Origin of the sequence: Craurococcus roseus, from assembly GCF_039523795.1 — a bacterium.
In the GTDB taxonomy this organism is placed as follows: Bacteria; Pseudomonadota; Alphaproteobacteria; order Acetobacterales; family Acetobacteraceae; genus Craurococcus; species Craurococcus roseus.
Window position 1 is genome coordinate 38647 of record NZ_BAAAFZ010000023.1, and the last position, 23878, is coordinate 62524.

The window sequence follows — 23878 nt, forward strand, 5'->3', positions numbered from 1 at the left end:
GTCAGGCCCTGTCGTTGAGGTGGCACGCGCTGGTGTGGCCCGGCGCCACCGGCTTCAGCGCCGGGCGCTCTACGCGGCAGCGGTCGAAGGCGTGGGGGCAACGCGGATGGAAGTGGCAGCCGGGGGGCGGGTTCAGCGGCGACGGAATCTCGCCCTTCACCCCGGCGAAGGCGCGCTTGCGCGTCTCGATGCGCGGCACCTCGGACAGCAGCGCCTGGGTGTAGGGGTGGTTGGCGCGGCGGAACACCTCCTCCGCCGGCGCGGCCTCCACCACGCGGCCCAGGTACATGATGACCACCCGGTCCGACAAGTGCTCCACCACGCCGAGGTCGTGCGAGATGAAGAGGTAGGTGAGGTCCAGCTCCCGCCGCAGCTTCATGAACAGGTTCAGGATCTGCGCCTGGATGGAGACGTCGAGCGCCGCCACCGCCTCGTCGCACACCAGGAAGTCGGGCCGCACCGCGAGCGCCCGCGCGATGCCGATGCGCTGCCGCTGGCCGCCGGAGAACTGGTGCGGGTAGCGGCGGCGGAAGGCCGGGTCGAGGCCCGCGCGTCGCATCTGCTCGTCCACGTAGGCGTCCAGGTCGCGGCGGCTGGCGATGCCGTGGAACGCCGGCGCCTCGCCGATGATGTCCGCGACCTTCAGGCGCGGGTTGAGCGAGGACATCGGGTCCTGGAAGATCATCTGCGTGCGCAGCTTCGCCTCGCGCGCATCGGTTCCGTTGAGGCTCCGCAGGTCGCGCCCGCGCCACAGGATGGCGCCGTCGCTCGGCGGCAGGATGCCGGCCACCATGCGGCCGAGGGTGGATTTGCCGCAGCCGCTCTCGCCGACCAGCCCGACCACCTCGCCCTTGGCGATGGAGAGGTCCACCCCGTCCACCGCGTGGACCACCTCTTCCCTCACCGGCGCGCCGAGGCGCCGAGCCACCTTCGCCGCGAGGTCGAGCCCGCGGGAGAAGCGGCGAGACACGCCGCGCAGTTCCATGACGGGCGGGCGCGTTGCCAGCCCCGCACCCGGCGTCTCCTGGACCGCCGACGCGCTCATGCCGCCACCGCGTCCGTGTTGTAGGGATGGATGCAGCGCGCGAAGCGGCCGGGCCGGTACTCCGCCATCGGCGGCGGCTCGGCGCAGCGCGGCTCGGCGCGCGGGCAGCGGGAGCGGAAGGCGCAGCCTTCGGGCAGGTTCAGGAGGGAAGGCGTCATGCCGGGGATCTGGCGTAAGGGCTCGCCGCGACGGTTGCGGCTGGGCACGCTGCCGATCAGGCCGACCGTGTAGGGGTGGAACGGCGCGTCCAGCACCTCGTCCACCGGCCCCTGTTCCACCACGCGGCCGGCGTACATCACCGCGATGTCGTCCGCGAGGCCGGCGACCACGGAGAGGTCGTGCGTGATCCAGATCAGCGCCGTGCCGGTCTCGCGGCAGAGCTTCTGCGCCTCGGCGAGGATCTGCCCCTGGATGGTCACGTCGAGCGCCGTGGTCGGCTCGTCGGCGACGATGAGGTCGGGCTTGTGCAGGAGGGCGATGGCGATGGCGACGCGCTGGCGCATGCCGCCGGAGAACTGGTGCGGGTAGCTCTTCAGGCGCTCGTCCGGGCTCGGGATGCCGACCTGGCCGAGCGCGTCGCGCGCGCGCTGCCGCGCCTCCTCGCGGCCGACCTTGGCGTGCGCCTGCACCGTCTCGATCATCTGCGTGTCGATCCGCAGGACCGGGTTCAGCGTCATCATGGGGTCCTGGAAGATCATGGCTATGCGGTTGCCCCGCAGGTCGCGCATCCCCTCCTCGGACAGCTTGGCGAGGTCCTGCCCCTTGAAAAGGATGTGCCCGCCGACGATCCGCCCCGGCGGGTCCACCAGCCCCATGATGGAGAAGCCGGTGACGGACTTGCCGGAGCCGCTCTCGCCCACAAGCCCCAGCACCTTGCCCCGATCCACCGCGAACGAGACGCCGTCCACCGCGCGGACCACGCCGGCGCGGGTGAAGAAGTGGGTCCGGAGGTCCCGGACCTCCAAGGTCGCGGTCAACGCTTGAGCCTCGGATTCAGCACGTCGCGCAGGTGGTCGCCGACGAGGTTGATGGAAACGATCGTCACCAGCAGCGCGATGCCCGGGTAGAAGCTGATCCAGTATTTGCCGGAGAGCATGTACTCGTAGCCGTTGGCGATGAGCAGGCCGAGCGAGGGCTCGGTGATCGGCACGCCGAGGCCGAGGAACGACAGGGTCGCCTCCAGCGCGATGGCGCGCGCCACCTGCATGGTGCCCACCACGATCAGCGGCGGCAGGCAGTTCGGCAGAAGGTGGCGGAAGATGACGCGCCGCGTCGGCAGGGCGAGGCACTGCGCCGCCTCGATGTACTCCCGCCGCCGCTCCACCAAAGCGGTGCCGCGCACGGTGCGGGCGTAGTAGGCCCATTCCACCAGGACGAGCGCGATGACGACGTTGAGGACGCCCTTGCCGAGGACAGCCAGGATCATCAGCGCCGCCAGGATCGCCGGGAAGGAGAGCTGGAGGTCCACCAGGCGCATGATGGCGCTGTCGGTCCGCCCGCCCGCGTAGGCGGCCAGCATGCCGAGGGAGGCGCCGACCATGCACGCGATCACGGCCGATCCGGCGCCGACGATGAGGCTGATCCGCAGCCCGTACATGATGCCCGAGAGCATGTCCCGGCCCTGGTCGTCCGTGCCGAGCCAGTGGGTGAAGCCGGCGCCGCCGACGCTGCCCGGCTCCAGCCGGCTGTCCATGATGTCGAGCTGCGCGAGGTCGTAGGGGTTCTGGGGCGCGATCCAGGGCGCCAACACGGCGATGAGCACGATGGTCGTGAACACCGCCAGCCCCGCCAAGGCGAGGCGGGACGCGGCGAACTCCGAAACGAAGCGCTGGAACGGCGTTTCGACCCGGGGCGGCGCCGGCGGCGTGGGCGCAGCCTGGGCGGCGGAAGGGGCTGTGGTGGTGCTCATGCGCCCTTGGCCTCCAGCCGCACCCGCGGGTCGAGTACCGAATAGGTGAGGTCGACCACGAGGTTGATGACGATGAACATGAGCACGATGATCATCAGGTAGGCGACGATCACCGGCCGGTCGAGCACGTTGATGCTGTCGATGATGAGCTTGCCCATGCCCGGCCAGGCGAAGATGCTCTCCGTCACGACCGAGAAGGCGATGGTGCCGCCGAATTCCAGCCCCACCACCGTCACCACCGGGATCATGATGTTCTTCAACACGTGGACCGCGATCACCCGGCGCGGCGAAAGGCCCTTCGCCCGGGCGAACTTCACGAAGTCCATCAGCATCGTCTCGCGCACCCCGGCGCGGGTCAGGCGGATCACGAGGCTGATCTTAAACAGGCTCAGGTTCACCGCCGGCATGACCATGTGCGCCAGGCCGTCCGCGGTCAGGAAGCTCCAGCGCATCCCGAGCACCTCCACCGTCTCGCCCCGCCCGGTGGAGGGGAGCCAGCCGAGTTGCACCGCGAACACCAGGATCAGCATCAGCCCGACCCAAAAAGTCGGCAGCGAGAAGCCGAGGATGCTGGCCGCCATGACGCCCTTGCTGACAGGGCTCTCCGGCTTCAGCCCGGCGTAAAGGCCGAGCGGGACGCCGATGATGAGCGCCACCACCGTGGCGCCGACCGCCAGTTCCAGCGTCGCCGGCATCCGCTGGAGGATCAGCTTCAGCGCCGGCTCATTGAACACGAAGGAGCGGCCGAGGTCGCCTTGCAGCGCCCGGCCGAGGAAGGTGAAGTACTGCTGCCAGAGCGGCCGGTCGAGGCCGAACGCCCTGATGGCCCGCTCGCGCTCGAACTGGTCGGCGTCCGGGCTGATGAGGATCTCCACCGGGTCGCCGATGGCGTAGACGCCGATGAAGACGATGACGGACATCGCCAGCACCACGCCGGCGGCCTGGATCAGCCGCCGCAACAGGTAGACCGTCACCGCGCCGCCGCCGCAGCGGCCGGGCGCACGTCCTGCGCCCGGGTCAGCTCATCCACGCGCGCGGTGTGCTGGAAGCCCCGGCGCGCCGCCCAGATGTTGGTCTGGATGTGCAGCGGGATGACGGCCACGTCCTCCATCGCCATCCGCATGGCCGCGACCACCATCTGCTCGCGCTTCTCCCCGTCCATCTCGGTGTTGGACCGCTCGAGCAGCGCGTCCACCTCCGGGTTCGAGTAGCGCCCTCGGTTGGAGGCGCCCCAGCCGCGCTCGCGGCTGTAGGTGGCGATGATGTTGCGCAGCGGGTGCGAGCCGTCCGGGTTCGAGCCCCAGCCGATCAGGAAAGCCGAGTACTCCTGCCGGCTCGCGCGGCCGACGAAGACGGACCAGGTCTGCGCCTCGACCGTCGTGCGGACGCCCACGCGGGTCCACATCTGGCCGATGGCCTGGATGATGCGGGCGTCGTTGATGTAGCGGTCGTTCGGGCCGTTGAGCTGGATCCGGAAGCCGTCGGGGTAGCCGGCCTCGGCGAGCAGCCGCTTCGCCCCGTCGGGGTCGTAGCGGGGGGCTTCGAGGCCAGGAACATAGCCGTAGACGCCCTCCGGCAGGAATTGGCCCGCGGGCGTCGCCGCCCCCTCCATGACGCGCTCGGCGATGGCTTGGCGGTCGATAGCCATCGAGAGGGCGCGCCGCACCCGAACGTCCTTCAGCGGGTTGCGGCCGAGCGGCTGGCCGTCGTTGCCTGTGACGAAGGGGGAGTTCTCGTCCGTCCCCCGCAGGTGGTCCAGCCCGAGGAACACCAGCCGTAGGCCCACCACCTCCGACAAGGCCACCCGCTGGTCGCGCCGCAGCTTCGCCACGTCGGTCGTCGGCACCTGGTCGATCAGGTCCACGTCGCCGGCCAGCAGCGCGGCGGTGCGCGCCGCGTCGTTGGTGACCATGCGGTAGTTCACGCGCGCGAAGGCGGGCTTGTCGCCCCAGTAGCCGTCGAAGCGCTCGAACTCTATGCGGTCGCCCTGGCGGTGCGACACCACGCGCCAGGGCCCGGTGCCCACCGCGGCGCGGCCGGAATTGAAGTCCTCCGTCGAGGCGTTCTCGTGCGTCTCCTTGTCCAGCACGCGCACGTTCGTCATGTCGAGCGGCACCAGCGGGTAGGGCTCGGCGGTGTGGAAGCGGACGGTCAGCGGGTCCACCACCTCCACGCGCTTGATCGGCCGCGAATACACCGCGAAGGAGGACGGGCTGTTCGGCACGTTCGGCAGCCGCGCCAGGGTGAAGGCCACGTCCTCGGCCGTGAACGGATTGCCGTTGTGGAAGCGCACGTCCGGCCGCAGCTTGAACTCCCACACCGTCGGCTCGACCGCCTTCCACTCCACCGCGAGGCCCGGGACCTGCCGCGACTGCGCGTCGGTGTTCACCAGCCGGTCGAACACCATGTCCGCGACCGCGTTGTTGGGCGAGAGCTGGTGGTAGTGCGGGTCGAGCGACGTGACCGGCGCCGCCACCGCCACCGTCAGGGCCGCGCCCGCCGCGGGCGCCGGCGGGGTCTGCGCGGCGGCGGGCGCGGCCGCCGCAATGGCGAAAGCGGCGGCGAAACCCGCCGCCCTGGCGATGCCTTTCATTGTCGTCCCCGAAGCCGATCCGCCCTGCGGTCTAGCAGCCGGCCCGTGGGGCGCCTAGTTCGCCGCCCGCCGGCCCCGGGGTCGTGATGCCGGGCCCGGTTTTGCCGGCGGCGCGGCGGCCGCTAGGGTCCCGCGCCACCGCCGAGCCGAGGAGCCCCGGATGCCGAAGCCTTCCCTGTCCCGCCGCAGCCTGGCCGCCGCCGCCGTCTTGGCGCTGGGTTCGGCCGCAGCCGCCCCAGCGGCGGCGCAGAACCTGACCATCGGCATCGGCGGCTCGCCCACCTCGCTCGACCCGCACTTCTACAACGCCTCGCCCAACATCAGCCTGACCATGCACATCTTCGACCGGCTGGTGGAGCAGGACGCCCGCGCCCGGCTCCACCCCATGCTGGCCGAGAGCTGGAAGGCCGTGTCCGAGACGGTGTGGGAGTTCAAGCTGCGGCCCGGCGTGAAGTGGCACGACGGCCGCGACTTCACCGCCGAGGACGTGGCCTTCACGGTCGCCCGCGTCCCCGACGTGCCGAACAGCCCCGCCACCTTCGCGGGCTTCGTGCGCGCCATACAGCGCGTGGAGGTGGTGGACCCGCTGACCGTCCGCTTCCACACCGCCGCGCCGCACCCGCTGCTGCCGGTGGACCTCGCCTCCTTCCAGATCGTGTCGAAGCACGCCGGCGAAGGCGCCTCGACGGAGGACTACAACAGCGGCAAGGCCGCGATCGGCACCGGGCCCTACCGCCTGTCCTCCTACCGCGCCGGCGACCGCACCGAATTCGTCCGGAACGACAACTACTGGAAGGGCCCCGAGCCCTGGGCGCGGCTGTCCTACCGCTTCATGGCCAACGACGCCTCCCGCACCGCCGCGCTGCTGGCCGGCGACGTGGACATGATCGACCAGGTTCCGTCCAACGACCTCGCCCGGATGAAGCGCGACCCGCGCGTCACCGTGTCCGAGATCCAGGGCCTGCGCCTGATCTATCTCGTGCCCGACTACTCGCGCGGCGAGGGCACGCCGCCGGTCTTCGTCACGGACAACGACGGCAAGCCCCTGCCCAAGAACCCCTTCCTCGACCCCCGCGTGCGCCGCGCCATGTCGGTCGCCATCAACCGCGACGCCCTGGCCGAGCGCGTGATGGAAGGCACCGCCAAGCCGAACGGGCAATGGCTGCCGGAAGGCGTGTTCGGCTACAACCCGGAGGTGCGCGTGCCGCCCTTCGACCCGGACGGCGCCAAGCGGATGCTGGCCGAAGCCGGCTATCCGAACGGCTTCCGGATGACGCTCACCACGCCCAACGACCGCTACCCGAACGACGCCCGCACCGCGCAGGCCGTGGCGCAGATGTGGACGCGCATCGGCGTGCGGACGGAGGTGGACGCGATCCCCTGGGCCGCCTACTCCGCCCGCGCGGCGCGGCAGGAGTTCAACATGCGGCTCGTCGGCTGGGGCAGCTCGACCGGCGAGGCGAGCTACATGCTCGTCAATATCTTCGGCACCTTCGACCGCGAGCGGCGCTGGGGTTCGGCCAACAATTCGCGCATCTCCGACCGCGAGTTGGACGCGCTGACGGAGCGCGCCTCCTCCATCCTCGACGACGAGAAGCGCGAGGCGGCCCAGCGCGAGGCGGTGAAGATGGCGACGGACCGCACGCTGGTGATTCCGCTCTTCCAGCTCGTCAACTCCTGGGCGCTCCGCAAGGGCTTGACCTACGACGCGCGGATGGACGAGCGGACGGTGGCCATGGGCGTGCGGCCCGCGCGGTAGCGCCGGCCTTCCCGATCACTCCTCCGTCGCCGGCGCCACGGGAAGGATCGCGCTCTCCTTCACCGTGGCGAGCGCGACCAGCGTCTCCAGCCTTTGCACGCCGGGCAGCGGCCGCAGTTCCTCGTTGAGGAAGGCGTCCAGCGCCGCGAGGTCGGAAACGCGGAGCTTGAGCAGGTAGGTCCAGGGGCCGGTGACGGCGTGGCACTCCAACACCGCTTCCTCTCCCCTGACTCGGTCGCGGAAGGCGGCGTCGTCCCGCCCCGGCGCCACCGACACCAGCGCGTGCGCCAGGAGAGGGCAGCCCACCTCGGCCGGGTCGAGGTCCGCGCGCCAAGCGCGGATCACGCCCCGCTCCTCCAGGCGCTTCACGCGTTCGGCGGTGGCGGACACGGACAGGCCGGCGACCTTCGCCAGCTCGGCGAGGCCGGAACTGCCGTCCTGCTGCAAGGCGACGACGATGTTCCGGTCTATCTCGTCCATGGCCGGAGCTTATGCGGCCCGGCTGGGTTTGTGAAAGAGGAGCGCGGCGCCGGGGTCCGGCGCCGCGCCCCGCCCGTCAAACGTAGTGCTCGGCCAGCGGTTTGAAGCCGTTGAAGAACTGGCTGGCGTAGCTGGTGACGTAGGCGCCCGTCGCCAGCAGCTCCACCCGGTCGCCTGCGTCGAGCGAGAGCGGCATGCGGTAGTTCGACTTCTCGTACAAGGTGTCCGTGCTGTCGCAGGTCGGCCCCGCGATGGTGACGGGCCCTTCCGCCTCGCCGTCGCGCGGCGTGCGGAAGGCGTACTTGATCGCCTCGCCCTCCGTCTCGGCCAAGCCGCCGAAGCGCCCGATGTCGAGGTAGACCCAGCGCACCGGGTCGTCCTTCGCCTTGCGCGACACCAGCACCACCTCGGCGCTGACCACGCCCGCGTCGCCCACGATGAAGCGGCCCGGTTCCACCAGGATGTCCGGCAGAGCGTTGCCGAAGTGCTCCGCCATGGCGCCCATGATGGCGGCGCCGATGTCGTCGATCTCCGGCACCTCCTGGCGATAGCGCACGGGGTAGCCGCCGCCGAGGTTGACCATGCGAACCTTCACGCCGGCGTCGCGCAGGTCGGTGAAGAGCATGGCGACCTTGGCGATCGCCGCCTCGTAGGCCGCGGTGTTCACCTGCTGGCTGCCGACGTGGAAGGACAGGCCGAACGGGTCCAGGCCGAGTTCGCCGGCCAGCACCATCAGCTCGCGCGCCATCTCGACCTCGCAGCCGAACTTGCGCGAGAGCGGCCACTCGGCCCCGTCGTTGCCGACCAGGATGCGGCAGTAGACGCGCGAACCCGGCGCGGAGCGGGCGAGCTTGCGCAGCTCGGGCTCCGAATCGAAGGCGAACATGCGCACGCCGCGCCCGTAGGCCGCGCGGATGGCGCTCTCCTTCTTCACGGTGTTGCCGTAGCTGATGCTCTCGGGCGCCGCGCCGGCCTCCAGGCAAGCCTCGACCTCCTCGAAGCTCGCAGCGTCGAAGCAGGAGCCGAGGCCCACCAGCCGGTCGAGCACGGGCGCGGCCGGGTTGGCCTTGACGGCGTAGTAGATGCGCGCGAGCGGCATCGCCGCCTTGAGCCGGCGGTAGTTCTCCTCCACCCGGTCGAGGTCGAGCACGAGGCAGGGCGTCGCGGGCGCGGAGTCGCGCAGAAAGGCCGAGAGTTTGGGGGTCATCGCGCCGCCCTCCAAAGACAGAGGACCAACCCCCTCTGCCGGGAGGCGGCCCCAAGTTGACGAAACGGTCGAACGAACCAGCGACCAAGTGGGCCGCCCGGCTTGCGCCGGACGGGGTTGCCAGAACGCTTGACGTCGTTGCGTAAACCTTGCGCCGCGGTGACCCGTTTATTCTGCGCCTCCCATGAGCGCGCCGGGTTCCGTGGGCCTGGGGCCAGAGGCACGTGCGTACTGCGTCTGAGAGCGCATATATGCCCCTCCGGCCGGGACGCAAAGAGGAATTGCGGCTCCGGCCGAAAATTTTTCCTGGGGCTCCGACGGTGGCCGGAATCTAACCCTGGTGACAAGGAAGGTTCCCGGCTGAACCCCGCGTCGGATCGTGCTTTCGCCGGGAAACGACCTGTTCACAGGAGGCCCCGCGGCGGTCAGGCGTACATGGCGCCGTACTCCACGAACGGCGCGATCTTCGCCGTCATCTCGGCGCTGCCCGCGAAGCCCAGCGCCACGCCGGCCCGGCTGTCGATCCCGGCGTCGAGCACCGAGGTGAAGTGGGCCAGCCCGCCCGCGTCCGCCTGGCGGTCCAGCGCGGTGCGGTAGAGCTGCTCCACGAAGTGCTGGTTGGACAGGCCCCCGAAACGCGCCTGGAACTCGGGCGAAGACGCCAGGCTGGCGATCAACTCGTTCTGGGCAAGGCCGAACTCGCGCGCGTTCGTCCAGTTCACCAAACCCCCGGCGTCCGGCAGCCGGTCGAGGACGGCCGCGTAGGCGCGGACCACGTCCACCGCGTCCTCGTTAGCGAACCACATCCCGCCTTTGAAGGCCGCCTCCGTCTTCCCCTTGTTCTCGGCCGTTTCCGCGAAGCCGTGCAGCACGCCGCCGCGGCCGCCGCCGGCATGGATCGCGTTGGCCCAGTAGTTCACCTCCAGCCTCTCCGTCGGGGCCGGGGGGCGGTCGAGGACGTTCCGGTAGAGTTCGGTCACGAAGGCGGTGTCGCTCAGCGCGTCGTAGCGGGCGGCGAACTCCGCCGAGGCGGCGAAGCGGTTGGCGACCTCGGCCACGGTCGCCGTGCCGTCCTGCAAGGCGTCGGCCCAGTGGGAGAAGCCCGGGGCGTCCGGCTGGCGGTCGAACGCGGCGATGTAGAGGCGGTAGAGCTGGCCCGCCTCGCCGTTCGGGTCGAGGGCGAGGCTTCCGTCCACGAAGCCGACCGTCTCCACCCCGTAAAAGCTGTCCATGCCCTCGGTCGTCGCGATGGTGCCCTGCGGACCCTCAGCGCCCTTGGCCTGCGCGACCGCCGCCTGCTGCCGCAGCACCGGGGTGTACAGGGTGTCGTCGCCCGCGCCGCCGAACACCGCGTCGCTGCCCGAGCCGGACACCACGTGGTCGTCCCCGTCGCCCGTGGCGATGTAGTCGCCGTCGCCGTTGCCGTAGACGATGTCGCGGCCGGAGATCCCGATGATCGTGTTCGCTTGGTCATTGCCTGTGGTGACCAGCGAACCGTTCGGCCCCTGCGACCAGCGGATCGGCAAGGTCATCTTCATCTCGGGCGTGCCATAGATGTGCTGCACCGCGGCGACGTCGAACGGCCCGATGCCCCAGAGCCCGCCCTTGTCCAGGTAGGACATGACGGTGTTCTTGTTGTTGTCCTCGCTGACCTTGAGCACCGGGTCGCCTTGGAACGGGTGCTTCAACCCGATGGCGTGGCCTATCTCGTGCAGCGCGGTCCAATAGCCCTGCGTGCCCGGCTGAAGGGTGGCCCCGGCGTAGGCGGGCCGGTTGAAGACGATGTTGAAGCCGTAGGGGTCGTCGTTGGGCATCGCCACGCCGAGCAGGTCGTAGACGTCCACGCTCTCCATGAGGAAGCGGATGCCGTCGAACGACCAATCGTCGGGGTCGGACACCTCCACGAACGTCAAGCCGCTGACCTGCTCCCACGCGCCGAGCGCCTGCCGGATGCTGGCCTTCTGGACCTCGCTCAGAGGCTGGCCGGACGTGGCGTCGAAACCGGGCCGGGCGGGGTCGTCGTCGTCCCGCGCGTAGTTCGACATGGCGCGCGTGGCGAAGGTGTAGGTCACCGCCGCCGGGATGCCCACCTGGGGGTCGTTCCAATCGTCGCCGCGCAGCAGGGTCCAGAACCGGGGGCCCGTCCACCCCGGCTCCTCGGGCGGAGCGGCGCTGGAGATGCTGCCTGGCGGGTCAGGGACCTTGGGCGGGTCGGGCACATAGTAGGTGCGCCCCCATGCGGACACCGGATCGTCCGGCGACTGCCCCATGCAAAATCCGCAGTAACAACGCATCCCGGTGAGTTCTTGCTCGGATGACATCGCGGGCTCCCCTGGCCGGCGGCACCCTATCAATTCTGCTTGAACAATAAAAACGTTTTCGCACCAAGGGGCGCTTGCGCGCCGCCCCGCTCCGCGCTCCCTTCCCGGCCGCATGGACCAGCCCCCCGCCGCCCCCGCCGGACCCGCCGCGATCCGGGCGGAGATCCTCCGACAAACCTCCGCCCGCGGCCCCGACCGCTCCATCTGCCCGAGCGAGGTCGCGCGCGCCCTCGCCGGCGGGGACGACGGCCCGTGGCGCCCGCTCATGGCGCCGGTGCGGCGCGCGGCGGCCGAACTCGCCCGCGCCGGGCGGATCGACATCCTCCGCAAAGGCAAGCCGGTGCCGCCGGAGGCGATGCGCGGCGTGATCCGCCTGCGCGCCGCCCCCGCCGCCGCCTCGACGGGCGAATGAGCGCCCCGCTCGCCGCCCTGCTCGGCCGCAAGGCCGAAGGGCTGCCGCCGCCCGAGCCGGTGGACTTCCGTTCGCTCGTGCTGCCGCGCTCGCCCAACACCTGCCTCGCGGCGCCGGCCGGGGCGCACCCGGCGGCGCACCTCGCCACGCCGCCTTTGCCGGCGGGCGCGGCCGCCGCGTGGCCGGTGCTGCGGCGCTTGGGGCAGCGCTTCCCCAACACCTACCCCTTGGCCGAGTGGCCGGAGCGCCGGCAGGCGCAATGGGTGGAGCGCTCCCCCAGGCTGGGCTTCCCGGACGTGATCGCCGCGGAGTTGGAGGAAGGGCCGGGAGGCGCCGCGGGGCTGTTCCTGTATTCCCGCAGCTTGTTCGGGTGGTCGGACCTCGGGGTGAACCGGCGGCGGGTACAGGCGTGGATAGAGGCTTTGGACGCCGCGCTCCGCGCCCGTTGACGCCCCGTCCCGCCTTCCCAGCCCACCAGGAGTCCCCCGCCCGATGCGCCGTCTCGGCCCTTCCTTGCGCGACGCGTGGCGCCTCGCGGCCCCTTACTGGCGCAGCGACGAGCGCGGGCGGGGCCTCCTGCTGCTCGCCGCGGTGGTGGGGCTGAACCTTTCGACGGTCGGCCTGGACGTGCTGATCAGCTACTGGAACCGCGAGTTCTTCAACAGCATCCAGGAGCGGGACGAGGCGGCCTTCTTCGACCTGCTGCTGTGGGGCCGGCGGACGGAGAGCGGGCCGATGCCGGGCTTCGTCTGGATCGCCGCGGTCTACGTCGGCGTCGCGGTCTACGCCGTGTACCTCCAACAGGCCTTGCAGATCCGGTGGCGGCGCTGGATGACCCGCGAGTACCTAGACGGCTGGTTGGCCGACCGCGCCTACTACCGCATCGCGCTGACGGACGCCGGCACCGACAACCCGGACCAGCGCATCGCCGAGGACCTCCGCATGTTCGTGGACGAGACGCTCGACCTCGGCCTCGGGCTGATGCGCTCCGTCCTCACCCTGGCGAGCTTCGTCGTCGTGCTCTGGGGCCTGTCCGGGGCGCTGGAGGTCTTAGGCGTCTCGGTACCCGGCTACATGGTCTGGGTGGCGCTGCTCTACGCGGCGGCTGGCACGTGGCTCACGCACCTGATCGGCCGGCGCCTGATCGGCCTCAACTTCGTCCGGCAGCGGGCGGAGGCGGACTTCCGCTACGCCCTGGTGCGGTTCCGCGACAACGTGGAAGGGGTCGCGCTGCACGCCGGCGAAGCGGGCGAGAAGCGCGGGCTGCTGGACCGCTTCGGCGTCCTCACGGGCAACTGGTGGGAGATCATGGTCGCCACCAAGCGCCTGATGCTCTTCACCACCACCTACGGGCAGGCTGCCGTGGTCTTCCCCTTCCTGGTCGCCGCGCCGCGCTACTTCAGCGGCGCCATCCCGCTGGGCGGCCTCACGCAAACGGCCGACGCCTTCTCACAGGTGCAGGTTTCGCTGTCCTGGTTCGTGGACAAGTACCGGAACCTGGCCGAATGGCGCGCGACGGTGCAGCGCCTCGCCGGTTTCCAGGACGCCATCGCGGCCGCGCGGGCCGCCGCGGCGGGGGGCGCCGGGCCGCGCGCGGAGCAGGGGCAAGGGCCGGACCTCGCGTTCGAAGGCCTCACGCTGGCGCTGCCGGACGGGCGGGTGCTGGTCGAGGACGCGTCGGCGCGCGTTTCGCCGGGCGAGGCCGTGCTCGTCACCGGCCCCTCGGGCACCGGCAAGTCCACCCTGTTCCGCGCGGCGGCCGGCATCTGGCCCTTCGGAGCCGGGCGCATCCGCCTGCCCGCCGGGGCGCGGGCGCTGTTCCTGCCGCAGCGGCCCTACCTCCCGCTCGGCACGCTGCGGCGCGCCCTCTGCTACCCGGCGGAGGCGGCCGCGGTGCCCGACGAGGCCGCGCGGGCGGCGCTGCGCGACGCCGGCCTCGGCCACCTCGAATCCCGGCTGGACCAGGAAGACGCCTGGGACCGTCGCCTGTCGGGGGGCGAGCAGCAGCGCGTGGCCCTGGCTCGCGCGCTGCTGCTCAAGCCCGACTGGCTGTTCCTGGACGAAGCGACGGCGAGCCTCGACCCCGAAGGGGAGGCCGCGTTCTACGCCTCGCTGCGGGAAAGGCTGCCGGACGCGACGATGGTCTCCATTGCGCACCGCCCGGCGGTGGCCGAGTACCACAACCGCGCGCTTCGGCTGCGCGACCGGAAGCTTGTGGAGGCGAAGGCTTGAGCTTTCATCGGGAACGGAAGCTTGTGGAGGCGAAGGTTTGAGCTTTCATCGGGAACGGCCCGGCCGCCGCGCCGCGGTCGCCGCGTGGCTGTCGTCCGCCCTGCTCGCCGCGGGCGCTGGCGGGGCGGCCGCGCAGCGATCCGCCTCGCCGGACGGCTTCGATTGGCGCGGCGGGGAGCCGACCCTGACGGCCTTCGACGGCGGCTTCCGCCTGACGCCGGTGCTGCGGCTGGACGCCGACGCGGTGTCCTTCTTCGGCCAGGACCGGCCCGGCGGCTTCCGCAGCGGCGCCAACCTCCGCCGCGCCCGGGTCGGGGCGGAAGGCGGGATCGGGGGCGCCTTCGAGTACAGCTTCATCTGGGATTTCGGCGGCAGCGACCCGAACGATTGGAGTTCGATCTACGAAGCCCAGGTCGCCTACACCGGGCTCGGCTGGGGCACGGTCCGGCTCGGCGCTTTCAAGCTGCGGCACCTGCCCGAGTTCTCCGGCAGCTCCTTCGACCTGCCATTCCTGGAACGGGCGGCGATCAGCAACCTCGCGGCTTCCGTCGCGTCCGGCGACACCCGCGTCGCGCTCGGCTTCGAAACCCGGGGCGAACGGTGGGTGGGCAGCCTCTACGTGACGGACGGCGTCCTGTCCGAGCGCAACGACGGCGGGCAGCGCGGCGTGGCGGGGCGGCTGGCGGTGTTGGCGGTGGACCGGCCGGGGGCGCAACTCCAACTCGGCTTCAACGGCGCGTGGCGATTCGAGACCGACGGCCGCGGCCGCGCGAGCTTCGGCGACTACCCCGAATTGCGCGTGGACAGCCGCCAGTTCCTCGACACCGGCCCCCTCCGCGCCGACGCGGCCCACGCCGTCGGGCCGGAAGTCAACGCCCAACTCGGCCCGCTGGTGCTCGAGGCCGTCTGGCAGAGCCTCGGCGTGGACGCGCCAGCCGCGGGTGGCGGTGGAGACCGGCGCTTCGAAGGCTGGTACGTGCAGGGCATCCACCCCCTGCTCGGCCCGGGGCGGCGGCGCGACGCCCGCACCGGGGTTTGGGCCCGCCCCGGCGTTTCGGGCGAGGCGCTGGACCCCGCGGCGGGCCGGTTCGGCGCGCTGGAGATCGCCGGCCGCTACAGCACGGCCGACCTCCGCGACGGCTCGACGCGGGGCGGGCGCCAGCGCGTCTGGTCCGCCGCCCTCAACTGGTTCCCCAGGGACGACTTGAGGATCACCGCCCAGTACGCGAACGGCACCATTGATCTCAATGGCCGCGACCGCGACTTTCAGGCGGTCGGGCTGCGGATCGCGTTCAACCTTTGACGCGGGACCGCGGCGGCGCGGCGTTTGTTTGGTATGCTCGGCGACGGCGGCAAGAGGGAACCATGTTGGGCAGGGCCTGGGCGCTGGCAAAAGACACGGTGGAAGGGTTCATCGAGGACGAGGCGATGAGCCGCGGCGCCGCCGTCGCCTATTACACCATCTTTTCCATCGCGCCCCTGCTCCTGATCGCCACCGCGATGGCCGGCCTCTTCTTCGGCCAGAAGGCTGTCGAGGGCGCCGTCGCCGAGCAGTTGCAGGGCCTGCTAGGCCGGCCCGGCGCCGAAGCGGTGCAGGCGATGATCCAAGGCGCCGCCAACCCGGCCAGGGGCACGGTCGCCACCGCCATCAGCATCGCCACCCTGCTGCTCACCGCCAGCGGCGTGTTCGCCGAGTTGCAAGGCGCGCTCAACGTGATCTGGAAAGCGCCGCCGCCGAAGGGCGACACCATCACCCGGCTGCTGGTGGCCCGCGCCGCGGCGATCGGGCTGGTGGCGGCCACCGGCTTCCTGCTTCTGGTCTCGCTGGTGGTGAGCGCCGCCCTGGCGGCGGTGGCGACGTGGGTGGGCGGGTTGATGCCCGAGATGGCCACGCTGCTGGGCTGGGCGAACTTCGCCGTGTCGTTCCTGATGGTCACGCTGCTGTTCGGCGCGATCTACAAGTTCCTGCCGGACCGGCAACTGCGCTGGCGCGACGTGGCGGTCGGCGCGGCGGTGACGGCGCTGCTGTTCACCATCGGCAAGACGCTGATCGGCTGGTACATCGGCGGCACCGGCATCGCCAGCGCCTACGGCGCGGCGGGCTCGCTGATGGTGGTCCTGGTGTGGGTGTTCTACTCCTGCCAAGTGTTCCTGCTCGGCGCGGAGTTCACCAAGGCCTGGGCCGGCTTGAAGGGCAGCCCGGAGGCCCTGGCCGCGGGCGCCCGCTCGGCGGAGCAGATAGACGAGGAGCAGGCGGCGCGGCCTCGCCGCCGGCCCCGCCGCGAGCGCCGCCCCCGCCGCGACGGAGAAGCGGCCAGCCCGGCGGCGGTGGTCGCGCCCGCGGTCGGCGTCGCGGCGCTCGGCACGCTGCTGATGGACCTGCTGCGGCGGCGGCGGTAGGGCGGCGGCCTGCCGGCGGCGGCTGTTATGCGCCCACGGCCCTCCGGAACCCGGCGGCCCGACATGGTGTTTGGCGCCTGCCCTCAGGAACCGGACCCGCCATGGAAACCGCCAGCATCGTCGGCGCGCTCGCCACGATCTGCTCCACCACCAGCTTCGTGCCGCAGGCCTGGAAGGTGATCCGCACCCGCGACACCTCGGCCATCTCCAAGCGCATGTACGCCATCACGGTGACGGGCTTCTCGCTTTGGCTCGCCTACGGCCTGCTGCTCGGGCAGTGGCCCCTCATCGTCACCAACGGCATCTGCCTGGCGCTGTCGGCCTTCATCCTGGCGATGAAGGTGCTGCCCAAGCCGCAGAAGGAGGCGGTGGCGAACGCGCTGGACCCCACGGGCTGACCGGAAGCGCTTGACCGGCCCGGCCGCTGCCCGGCGGATGGGGCGGTGCCCGACTCGGAACGCCCACCGCCATCCCAGCCCGTCCTGTCCGCGCCGCCCGTGGGCCTGTTCGCCCTGGCCGGCTTCGCTACGGGCTCCGGGATGCGCCTGCTGGACCCGTTGCTGCCGTTGCTGGCGCGCGAGTTCGGCGTCACGGTTTCCGCCGTCGCGGGCTTGGTTGCGGGCTTCGTGGTGGCCTACGGCTTGGTGCAGATCGGGGCCGGGCCGCTCGGCGACCGCTTCGGCAAGGCCCGCGTGGCCTGCGGCGCGCTGCTGCTCTACGGCCTGTGCCTGCTCGGCAGCGCGGCGGCGTCCGGGCTGCCGATGCTGGTGGCGCTGCGCGCCGCCTCGGGCTTCTTCGCCGGCGCGGTGATCCCGCTGCTGATGGCCGAACTCGGCGACCGGGTGCCCTACGCCGAGCGGCAAGGGGTGCTCGGCCGCTTCATGACCGGCATGGTCATGGCGCAGCTCCTGGCCGGACCGGCGGCGGGAGTGCTGGCGGAGCTGGCCGATTGGCGCCTGCCCTTCCTGCTGCTCGGCCTGTTCGCGCTCGCGGTCGGCGGCGCTCTGGCGCGGCGGTTGCACGCGAAACGGCCGGACGCGGCGGGGACGGCGGCGCGCGGCGGCGGGAGAGGCTTCGGCTACGCCGCGCTGCTGCGGCGGCCCGCCGGGCGCCGGCTGATGGGCGTGGCCTTCCTGAACGGGTTCTTCCTGTTCGGCGGCGCCTTCGCCTTCTCCGGCGCATTCCTCGTCGAGGAGCTCGGCCGCAACGCCGCGGAGGCGGGGGCGGTGGTCGCGTGCTTCGGCCTCGGCGCCTTCGCCTACACCCGCCTCGCCCGCCTGCTGGTGCGGCGGCTCGGCGAGCGGCGCTTGCTGCTGGCCGGCGGCGTCGGGCTATCGGCCGGCCTCGGCGCGTTGGCGCTGGCGGGCGGGTGGGCGCAGGTGGCGGCGCTGCAAGCCGTGCTCGGGCTGGCGTTCTACATGTTCCACGGCGTGCTCCAAGTGCGGGCGACCGAAGCGCTGCCGGAGGCGCGCGGCACGGCGGTGGGGGCCTTCGCGCTGGCGCTGTTCCTCGGGCAAGGCGCCGGCTCCTTGGCGTTCGGCCTGGGGCTGTCCACGGTCGGCTACCGCGGCGCCTTCGCCGCGGCGGCCGCTGGCGTGCTGGCCCTGGCACTCTGGGCGCGCCGCGGGATGCGGTAGAAAGGCGCGGGAGACAACCGACCATGGACGAGTTGCACCTCGAAGACTTGGCCCCCGGCCAACGCTACGGTTCCGCCGGGCGGCTCACCGTGGGCGCGGACGAGATCACCGCCTTCGCCGGCCAATTCGACCCGCAGCCCTTCCACCTGGACGACGCGGCGGCGCGTAACAGCGTCTTCGGCGGCCTCGCCGCCAGCGGCTGGCACACGGCGGCGCTGACCATGCGGCTCCTGGTGGAGAGCGACTTCCGCCCCGCCGGCGGCATCGTCGGCGCCGGCATGGACGAGTTGCGCTGGCCCCGCCCGGTCCGCCCCGGCGACGAACTGCGCGTGGAGACCGAGGTGCTGGAGGTGCGCCCGTCCCGCTCGCGCCCGGAGCAGGGCATGGTCAAGGCGCGCACCACCACCTTCAACGGCCGCGGCGAGCCGGTGCAGGTGCTGGTGGCGAACCTGGTCGTGCCGCGGCGCGCGGGCGGCTAGAAAGGCGGCATGCCGGAGCACCACACGCCGCTCATCACGACAATCGCGGCCGGCTTGGTGTTGGCCTACGCCTTCGGCCTCCTCGCGCACCGCCTGCGCGTGCAGCCGCTGGTGGGCTACCTGCTGGCGGGCGTGCTGGTCGGTCCCTTCACGCCCGGCTTCATCGCCGACCAGGCGCTCGCCGCCGAACTGGCGGAGATCGGCGTCATCCTGTTGATGTTCGGCGTCGGGCTGCACTTCTCGCTGAAGGACCTCGTTTCGGTGGCCCGGGTCGCGGTGCCGGGCGCCCTCGGCCGCATCGTGGCGGCGACCCTGATGGGCATGGCGCTGGCCTGGGCGCTCGGCTGGGGCGTGGGCGCCGGGCTGGTGTTCGGCTTGGCGCTCTCGGTCGCCAGCACCGTGGTGCTCGTGCGCGCCTTGCAGGACCGGCGGATGCTGGACACCGAGCGCGGCCGCATCGCGGTGGGCTGGGTCGTGGTCGAGGACGTGGCCATGATCCTGGCGCTCGTGCTCCTGCCCGCCGTCGCCGCCGCCACCACGGCGGGCGGGGCGTCCGCCGGGCAGATCGCCCTCACCCTCGCGCTCATCCTGGCCAAGGTTTCGGCCTTCGTCGCGGTGATGCTGCTCGGCGGGCGGCGTCTGATCCCCTGGCTGATGCACTACACGGCGCACACCGGCTCGCGCGAGCTGTTCCGGCTCGCCGTCTACGCCGTCGCGCTGGGCGTCGCCTTCGCCGCGGCAAAGCTGTTCGGCGCGTCTTTCGCCCTGGGCGCCTTCTTCGCCGGCATGGTGCTGGGCGAGAGCCGGCTCAGCCAGCGCGCGGCGGAGGAGGCGCTGCCGCTGCGGGACGCCTTCGCGGTGCTGTTCTTCGTTTCCGTCGGCATGCTCTTCGACCCGGCGGTGCTGGCGGAGGCGCCGCTCGCCGTGCTGGCGACGGTGGCCGTCATCCTCGTCGGCAAGTCGGCGGCGGCGGTGGGGCTCATCCGCGCCTTCGGCTACTCGTGGGGCACCGCGTTCACCGTGTCGGCGGGCCTCGCGCAGATCGGCGAGTTCTCCTTCATCCTGGCGGGCCTCGGCGTGTCCCTCGGCATCCTGCCCGAGGAAGGGCGCGACCTGATCCTGGCCGGAGCGATCATCTCCATCATGCTGAACCCGTTCGCCTTCGCGCTGGTCGCGCGAGGGATGGCGGCGCGCGCGCGGCCCGCCGCGCCGCCCGCCACGGCGGCCCCCGCGCCTCCGCCCGAACCCGCCGCCGCAACGGAAGCGCCGCCTTCCGTCCCCGTGGCCCCGGCCGCCCCCGCCGAAGCGGAAGAGTTGGCCGTGACAACCCTCGCGGACCACGACGTGGTGGTGGGCTACGGCCGGGTCGGTTCGCTGGTCGGTGCCGGGCTGGTCGGCGCGGGGCGCCCGGTGCTGGTGGTGGAGGACCACGACGACGAGGCCGCCGCTGCGCGGCGGGACGGCGCCGAGGTGGTCGGCGGCAACGCGGCCGACCCGCGGGTGCTGGCCGCCGCGAACCTGCCGGCGGCGCGGCGAATGTTCGTCACCATCCCGGAAGCCTTCGAGGCCGGGCAGGTGGTGGAGCAGGCGCGCGCCGCCAACCCGGCGCTCGTCATCGTGGCCAAGGCGCAGTCGCGGGACGCCGCCGAGCACCTCCGCGCGCTGGGCGCCACCCTCATCGTGCTGGGGGAGCGCGAAATCGCCCGCCGCATGCTGGAGCGCGGGCTTGAGGCGGACCCGCCCGTCGCCCCCGCCGCGGCCGTGCCGGCGGACGGGTGAGCCCTGTTCAGCAGCGGGAGACGCGCCCCTCGGCGAAGTCCAGCAGGCAGGCGCCGTAGCGCTGGGTGAAGCGGGCATCCGCCCCGGCGCCGTGGCCTTCGAGCCCTTGCGGCCGGTCGAGGAACAGCAGGGCGCCCACCTGCCGCGGCGCGGCCAAGCTGCGGAAGATCTGGGCGCGGCCGTCCGGGTCCGGGTCGAATTCGTCGCCGACGAAGTTGGCGACCGCCACCCGCGCCTGCGGGCTGCGCGCCGCCTTCACCACCTGGCGCAGGTCGTCGAGCGCCCAGGCCCAGGCCGCGCTGCCCGTGGCGCCGTGCGCCGCCGGGGCCACCGCCATCACCGCGTCCGCCAGCCCGGGCTTGTCCAGGGCCTGCAAGGCGTTCCAGGCGCCGCGCGACTGGCCGCCGACCACGATCCGGGCGTAGCCCTTGGCGCGCAGTTCGGACAAAGCCGCGCGCATCCAGGCGGCGGCGGCGTCCGTCTCGTCGGTGGCCGGGGCGCGGTCGAAGCGGAGCACGTCGTAACCGGCGTTGTTGAAGATGCGGACGTGCGGCTGCGGCTGCCCGCCGCGGCTGTCCTGCCCGCCGGCGGCGCGGCCGTGCGCCCAGAGGTAGGCGCCGCGGGCTGAGGACGGGCCTTGCCACAGGAAACGGTTGTCCGCGGCCAGGGACCAGCCCGGCCCAGAGGCCAGCACGGCGTCGCGCACCGGGGCCGGCCCGCTCTCGCGCCCGGGCCAGACCACTTCGAGGTCTCGGGCGTAGATCCGGCAGCCCTGGCCGCCCCAGCCGGTGCAGATCTCGACGGCCCGCGCCGCGGTCGCTTCGGGTGTTTCCAGGGCGGCCGCCCAGCCCCAGGAGCCGTCCTGGCTCAAGGCGAAGGCGCGCGGCGTCGCCTGTTGCAGGAATCGGACATAATCCTTCCGACCCTCCACCGTCAGGTAGGGCGGCGCGTCGGCGTTGAGGACCGGGGCCTTGTCCGACGGCGGCGGCGGCTCGGCCCGCGCCATTCCCGGGGCGGCCGCGGCGAGCAGGCCGGCGCAGAGGGCAAAAAACAATTTAATGTGAAATGCCATCCTTGTGATGAAACCACAAGGCGTATGCCGTTCGCAACGGTGGTCTTTACCGGCCGCGCGCTTGGGGCGATGAGGGGGCGGAGCGGCCACACCCGTCGCGGGGCGACCCGCCGGGCGCGCGCCCGCCCGCGTCTCGTTTCAAGGACAAGCCCATCATGCGCGTGAAGGACGTGAGGAAGGTGGTGCTCGCCTATTCCGGCGGGCTGGACACCAGCGTCATCCTCAAATGGCTCCAAACCACCTACAACTGCGAGGTGGTGACCTTCACCGCCGACCTGGGCCAGGGCGAGGAGCTGGCCCCGGCCCGGGACAAGGCCCGCCTGCTCGGCATCCGCGAGGAGAACATCTTCGTGGACGACCTGCGGGAGGAGTTCGTCCGCGACTTCGTGTTCCCGATGTTCCGCGCCAACGCGCTGTACGAGGGCCAGTACCTGCTCGGCACCTCCATCGCCCGGCCGCTGATCGCCAAGCGGCAGATCGAGATCGCGGAGCAGACCGGCGCCGACGCGGTGGCCCACGGCGCCACCGGCAAGGGCAACGACCAGGTCCGGTTCGAGCTGGCCTACTACGCCCTCAAACCGGAGGTGAAGGTGATCGCCCCCTGGCGGGAATGGGACCTCACCTCCCGCACGAAGCTGATCGAGTTCGCCGAGCAGCACCAGATCCCGATCGCCAAGGACAAGCGCGGCGAAGCGCCCTTTTCCGTGGACGCGAACCTGCTGCACTCCTCTTCCGAAGGCAAGGTCCTGGAGGAGCCCTGGGACGCGCCGGACGAGATGGTGTGGCAACGCACCATCCGGCCCGAGGACGCGCCCGACCGCGCCACCGAGATCGTGGTGGAGTTCGAGCGCGGCGACGCGGTGGGCATCGACGGCCAGCGCCTCTCCCCCGCCGCCTTGCTGACGCGCCTCAACCAACTCGGCCGCGACAATGGCATCGGCCGGCTCGACCTGGTGGAGAACCGCTTCGTCGGGATGAAGAGCCGGGGCTGCTACGAGACGCCGGGCGGCACCATATTGCTGGCCGCGCACCGCGCCATGGAGAGCATCACGCTCGACCGCGAAGCGGCGCACCTGAAGGACTCGCTGATGCCGCGCTACGCGGAGCTGGTCTACAACGGCTTCTGGTTCGCGCCCGAGCGTCGGATGCTCCAGGCGCTGGTGGACGAGAGCCAGCGCAGCGTGACGGGCGAGGTGCGGTTGAAGCTCTACAAGGGCAACACGGTCGTTACCGGCCGCCGCTCGCCCCACTCGCTCTACTCCATGAAGCATGTGACCTTCGAGGACGACGAGGGCGCCTACGACCAGACCGACGCGCAGGGCTTCATCAAGCTGAACGCGCTCCGGCTGCGGCTCGGCGCCATGGCCGGGCGGCGCGGCGGCGGGCTGTAGCGATGGACGGCGGACCGGTGGGGGAAGGAAGGACGGCGTCTCGCCCACCGCCGGCCCGGCACCGCCACGGCTCGTTGCGGGTGTGGCTGCGCTACCTGCACCGCGCCGACACGCCGCCGGCCAAGGGGTTCCGCTACGGGCTGCTGCTGCTGGACCTGGTCAGCATCGGCTGGATCGTCGCCGCCTCCTTCGTCCCCACGACCACCGTCGAATTGACGGTGGACGCCGCGCTCGGCTTGGTGCTGCTCGGCGAGTTCGGGCTCCGGCTCGCGGCCAGCCGGCGGCCCTGGCGGGAACTGGCCAAGCCGCTGAACCTGGCGGACCTGGTGGCCATCCTGTCGCTGCTGCTGGCGCCGCTGCTGCAAGGCGCCCTGGCATTTCTGCGCGTGCTGCGGACGCTCCGGCTGCTGCACTCCGTGCAACTCATCGCCACGCTGCGGAGCGACCTGCCCTTCTTCAAGCGCAACGAGGAGGCGACGCTGGCCGCGGCCCAGCTCGGCGTGTTCCTCTTCATCATGAGCGGGCTGGTCTTCGAGACGCAGCACCGCACCAACCCCGGCATCCGCAACTACGCCGACGCGCTCTACTTCACCGTCACCAGCCTCACCACCACCGGCTACGGCGACGTCACCCTGCCCGGGACGACGGGCCGGCTGCTCTCCGTCGTCATCATGCTGGCGGGCGTCACGCTGTTCCTGCGGCTCGCCCAGGCGCTGTTCCGCCCGGAGAAGGTTACCTTCGAGTGCCCGAGCTGCGCGCTGATGCGCCACGACCCGGACGCGGTGCATTGCAAGGGGTGCGGCGCCATCCTCCGCATCCCGGACCAGGGCCGCGATTGACGGCCGCGGCGCGGAACCCGCCGCGCGCCGCGGCGCTGCACCTTCCCTGACGCAGGAGGACGCCATGACGAGCGACGAAGCCGGGGGCAAGCCCGTCGAGGGCGGCTGGACTCCCGAAGAGAAGGGGCAAGGGTCGCCCGGCGGCGCGGGCGGCGGCAGCCCCGGCGACGCCGGAGAGCCCAAATCCAAGGGCCGGCCCACCGACGACCGCGCCAAGATGGAGGAGGCCGCGGCGGAGACCCAGAAAGAGAGCGGCGAAGGCCAGCCCAGCTAGGGCGCTCAGGCCGACGGACGGCGCGCTCCGGGCCGCCAGGGCCTGGACA

At 72.0% G+C, this 23878-nt stretch carries 22 protein-coding genes; 13 read left to right on the forward strand and 9 right to left on the reverse strand.

The genetic code is table 11. The features are described 5' to 3' along the window. Position 1: 1 nt before the first annotated feature. From ABD067_RS09925 to ABD067_RS09945, 5 genes are read right to left on the reverse strand one after another with little or no spacing between them, the layout of a single operon-like run. A complete protein-coding gene (locus ABD067_RS09925; RefSeq protein WP_343895097.1) occupies positions 2-1045 on the reverse strand; it encodes an ABC transporter ATP-binding protein in 1044 nt (347 codons plus the stop codon). Next, a complete protein-coding gene (locus ABD067_RS09930) occupies positions 1042-2022 on the reverse strand; it encodes an ABC transporter ATP-binding protein (protein WP_343895099.1) in 981 nt (326 codons plus the stop codon). Before ABD067_RS09930 ends, ABD067_RS09925 begins: the two co-directional genes overlap by 4 nt. Next, positions 2019-2954: an ABC transporter permease gene (locus ABD067_RS09935; RefSeq protein WP_343895100.1), complete on the reverse strand. Its 936-nt coding sequence runs from the start codon at positions 2952-2954 to the stop codon at positions 2019-2021. The genes ABD067_RS09930 and ABD067_RS09935 overlap by 4 nt, the downstream gene beginning before the upstream one ends. Continuing rightward, the gene (locus tag ABD067_RS09940) at positions 2951-3928 is read right to left on the reverse strand and encodes an ABC transporter permease (protein ID WP_343895101.1); all 978 of its coding nucleotides are present in this window, start codon (positions 3926-3928) and stop codon (positions 2951-2953) included. Before ABD067_RS09940 ends, ABD067_RS09935 begins: the two co-directional genes overlap by 4 nt. Beyond that, positions 3925-5547: an ABC transporter substrate-binding protein gene (locus ABD067_RS09945; protein WP_343895102.1), complete on the reverse strand. Its 1623-nt coding sequence runs from the start codon at positions 5545-5547 to the stop codon at positions 3925-3927. The genes ABD067_RS09940 and ABD067_RS09945 overlap by 4 nt, the downstream gene beginning before the upstream one ends. 160 nt (positions 5548-5707) lie before the next feature. On the opposite strand from ABD067_RS09945, the gene ABD067_RS09950 reads away from it, so the two are divergent. Continuing rightward, positions 5708-7306, forward strand: a complete 1599-nt coding sequence (locus ABD067_RS09950) for an ABC transporter substrate-binding protein (protein ID WP_343895104.1) — start codon at positions 5708-5710, stop codon at positions 7304-7306. A gap of 15 nt (positions 7307-7321) precedes the next feature. Here the strand turns inward: ABD067_RS09950 and ABD067_RS09955 are convergent, their stop codons facing one another. From ABD067_RS09955 to ABD067_RS09965, 3 genes are all read right to left on the reverse strand, one after another. Then, complete coding sequence (locus ABD067_RS09955) at positions 7322-7786, reverse strand: Lrp/AsnC family transcriptional regulator (RefSeq protein WP_343895105.1); 465 nt, start codon at positions 7784-7786, stop codon at positions 7322-7324. A 76-nt stretch (positions 7787-7862) separates the two neighbouring features. Then, on the reverse strand, positions 7863-8993 hold the full coding sequence (locus tag ABD067_RS09960) for a type III PLP-dependent enzyme (RefSeq protein ID WP_343895106.1): 1131 nt from the start codon (positions 8991-8993) through the stop codon (positions 7863-7865). A gap of 425 nt (positions 8994-9418) precedes the next feature. Further along, on the reverse strand, positions 9419-11263 hold the full coding sequence (locus ABD067_RS09965; RefSeq protein ID WP_343895107.1) for a DUF4214 domain-containing protein: 1845 nt from the start codon (positions 11261-11263) through the stop codon (positions 9419-9421). 163 nt (positions 11264-11426) lie between these two features. Here ABD067_RS09965 and ABD067_RS09970 point away from each other — a divergent pair, with 163 nt between their 5' ends. The 9 genes from ABD067_RS09970 (at position 11427) to ABD067_RS10010 (ending at position 20253) form a co-directional block, all read left to right on the forward strand. Continuing rightward, positions 11427-11726, forward strand: coding sequence for a DUF3253 domain-containing protein (locus ABD067_RS09970; RefSeq protein ID WP_343895108.1), 300 nt, complete (start codon positions 11427-11429; stop codon positions 11724-11726). After that, positions 11723-12175, forward strand: coding sequence for a DUF1499 domain-containing protein (locus ABD067_RS09975; protein WP_343895110.1), 453 nt, complete (start codon positions 11723-11725; stop codon positions 12173-12175). Before ABD067_RS09970 ends, ABD067_RS09975 begins: the two co-directional genes overlap by 4 nt. Before the next feature lie 43 nt (positions 12176-12218). Then, positions 12219-13958, forward strand: coding sequence for an ABC transporter ATP-binding protein/permease (locus ABD067_RS09980; RefSeq protein ID WP_343895111.1), 1740 nt, complete (start codon positions 12219-12221; stop codon positions 13956-13958). A gap of 37 nt (positions 13959-13995) precedes the next feature. Next, positions 13996-15261, forward strand: a complete 1266-nt coding sequence (locus ABD067_RS09985) for an OprO/OprP family phosphate-selective porin (protein ID WP_343895112.1) — start codon at positions 13996-13998, stop codon at positions 15259-15261. A gap of 62 nt (positions 15262-15323) precedes the next feature. Further along, positions 15324-16358 carry a YihY/virulence factor BrkB family protein gene (locus tag ABD067_RS09990; protein WP_343895113.1) on the forward strand — a complete coding sequence of 345 codons (1035 nt, stop codon included), beginning with the start codon at positions 15324-15326 and terminating at the stop codon, positions 16356-16358. A 101-nt stretch (positions 16359-16459) separates the two neighbouring features. After that, complete coding sequence (locus ABD067_RS09995) at positions 16460-16756, forward strand: SemiSWEET family sugar transporter (RefSeq protein WP_343895114.1); 297 nt, start codon at positions 16460-16462, stop codon at positions 16754-16756. A gap of 45 nt (positions 16757-16801) precedes the next feature. Next, the gene (locus tag ABD067_RS10000; RefSeq protein ID WP_343895115.1) at positions 16802-17995 is read left to right on the forward strand and encodes an MFS transporter; all 1194 of its coding nucleotides are present in this window, start codon (positions 16802-16804) and stop codon (positions 17993-17995) included. A gap of 23 nt (positions 17996-18018) precedes the next feature. After that, on the forward strand, positions 18019-18474 hold the full coding sequence (locus ABD067_RS10005; protein ID WP_343895116.1) for a MaoC family dehydratase: 456 nt from the start codon (positions 18019-18021) through the stop codon (positions 18472-18474). A 9-nt stretch (positions 18475-18483) separates the two neighbouring features. Then, entirely contained in the window at positions 18484-20253 is a 1770-nt protein-coding gene (locus ABD067_RS10010; protein WP_343895117.1) for a cation:proton antiporter domain-containing protein, read from the forward strand. Positions 20254-20260: 7 nt separating this feature from the next. On the opposite strand, the gene ABD067_RS10015 is transcribed toward ABD067_RS10010, so the two are convergent. Continuing rightward, a complete protein-coding gene (locus tag ABD067_RS10015) occupies positions 20261-21259 on the reverse strand; it encodes an alpha/beta fold hydrolase (protein ID WP_343895118.1) in 999 nt (332 codons plus the stop codon). Positions 21260-21480: 221 nt separating this feature from the next. Between ABD067_RS10015 and ABD067_RS10020 the strand changes: the two genes are divergently transcribed. The 3 genes from ABD067_RS10020 to ABD067_RS10030 all read left to right on the forward strand — a co-directional run bounded on the left by ABD067_RS10020 (position 21481) and on the right by ABD067_RS10030 (position 23829). Beyond that, positions 21481-22716, forward strand: coding sequence for an argininosuccinate synthase (locus tag ABD067_RS10020; protein WP_343895120.1), 1236 nt, complete (start codon positions 21481-21483; stop codon positions 22714-22716). Positions 22717-22718: 2 nt separating this feature from the next. Next, positions 22719-23555, forward strand: coding sequence for a potassium channel family protein (locus ABD067_RS10025; RefSeq protein ID WP_343895121.1), 837 nt, complete (start codon positions 22719-22721; stop codon positions 23553-23555). 64 nt (positions 23556-23619) lie between these two features. Beyond that, positions 23620-23829, forward strand: a complete 210-nt coding sequence (locus tag ABD067_RS10030; RefSeq protein ID WP_343895122.1) for a hypothetical protein — start codon at positions 23620-23622, stop codon at positions 23827-23829. Positions 23830-23878 lie beyond the last annotated feature (49 nt).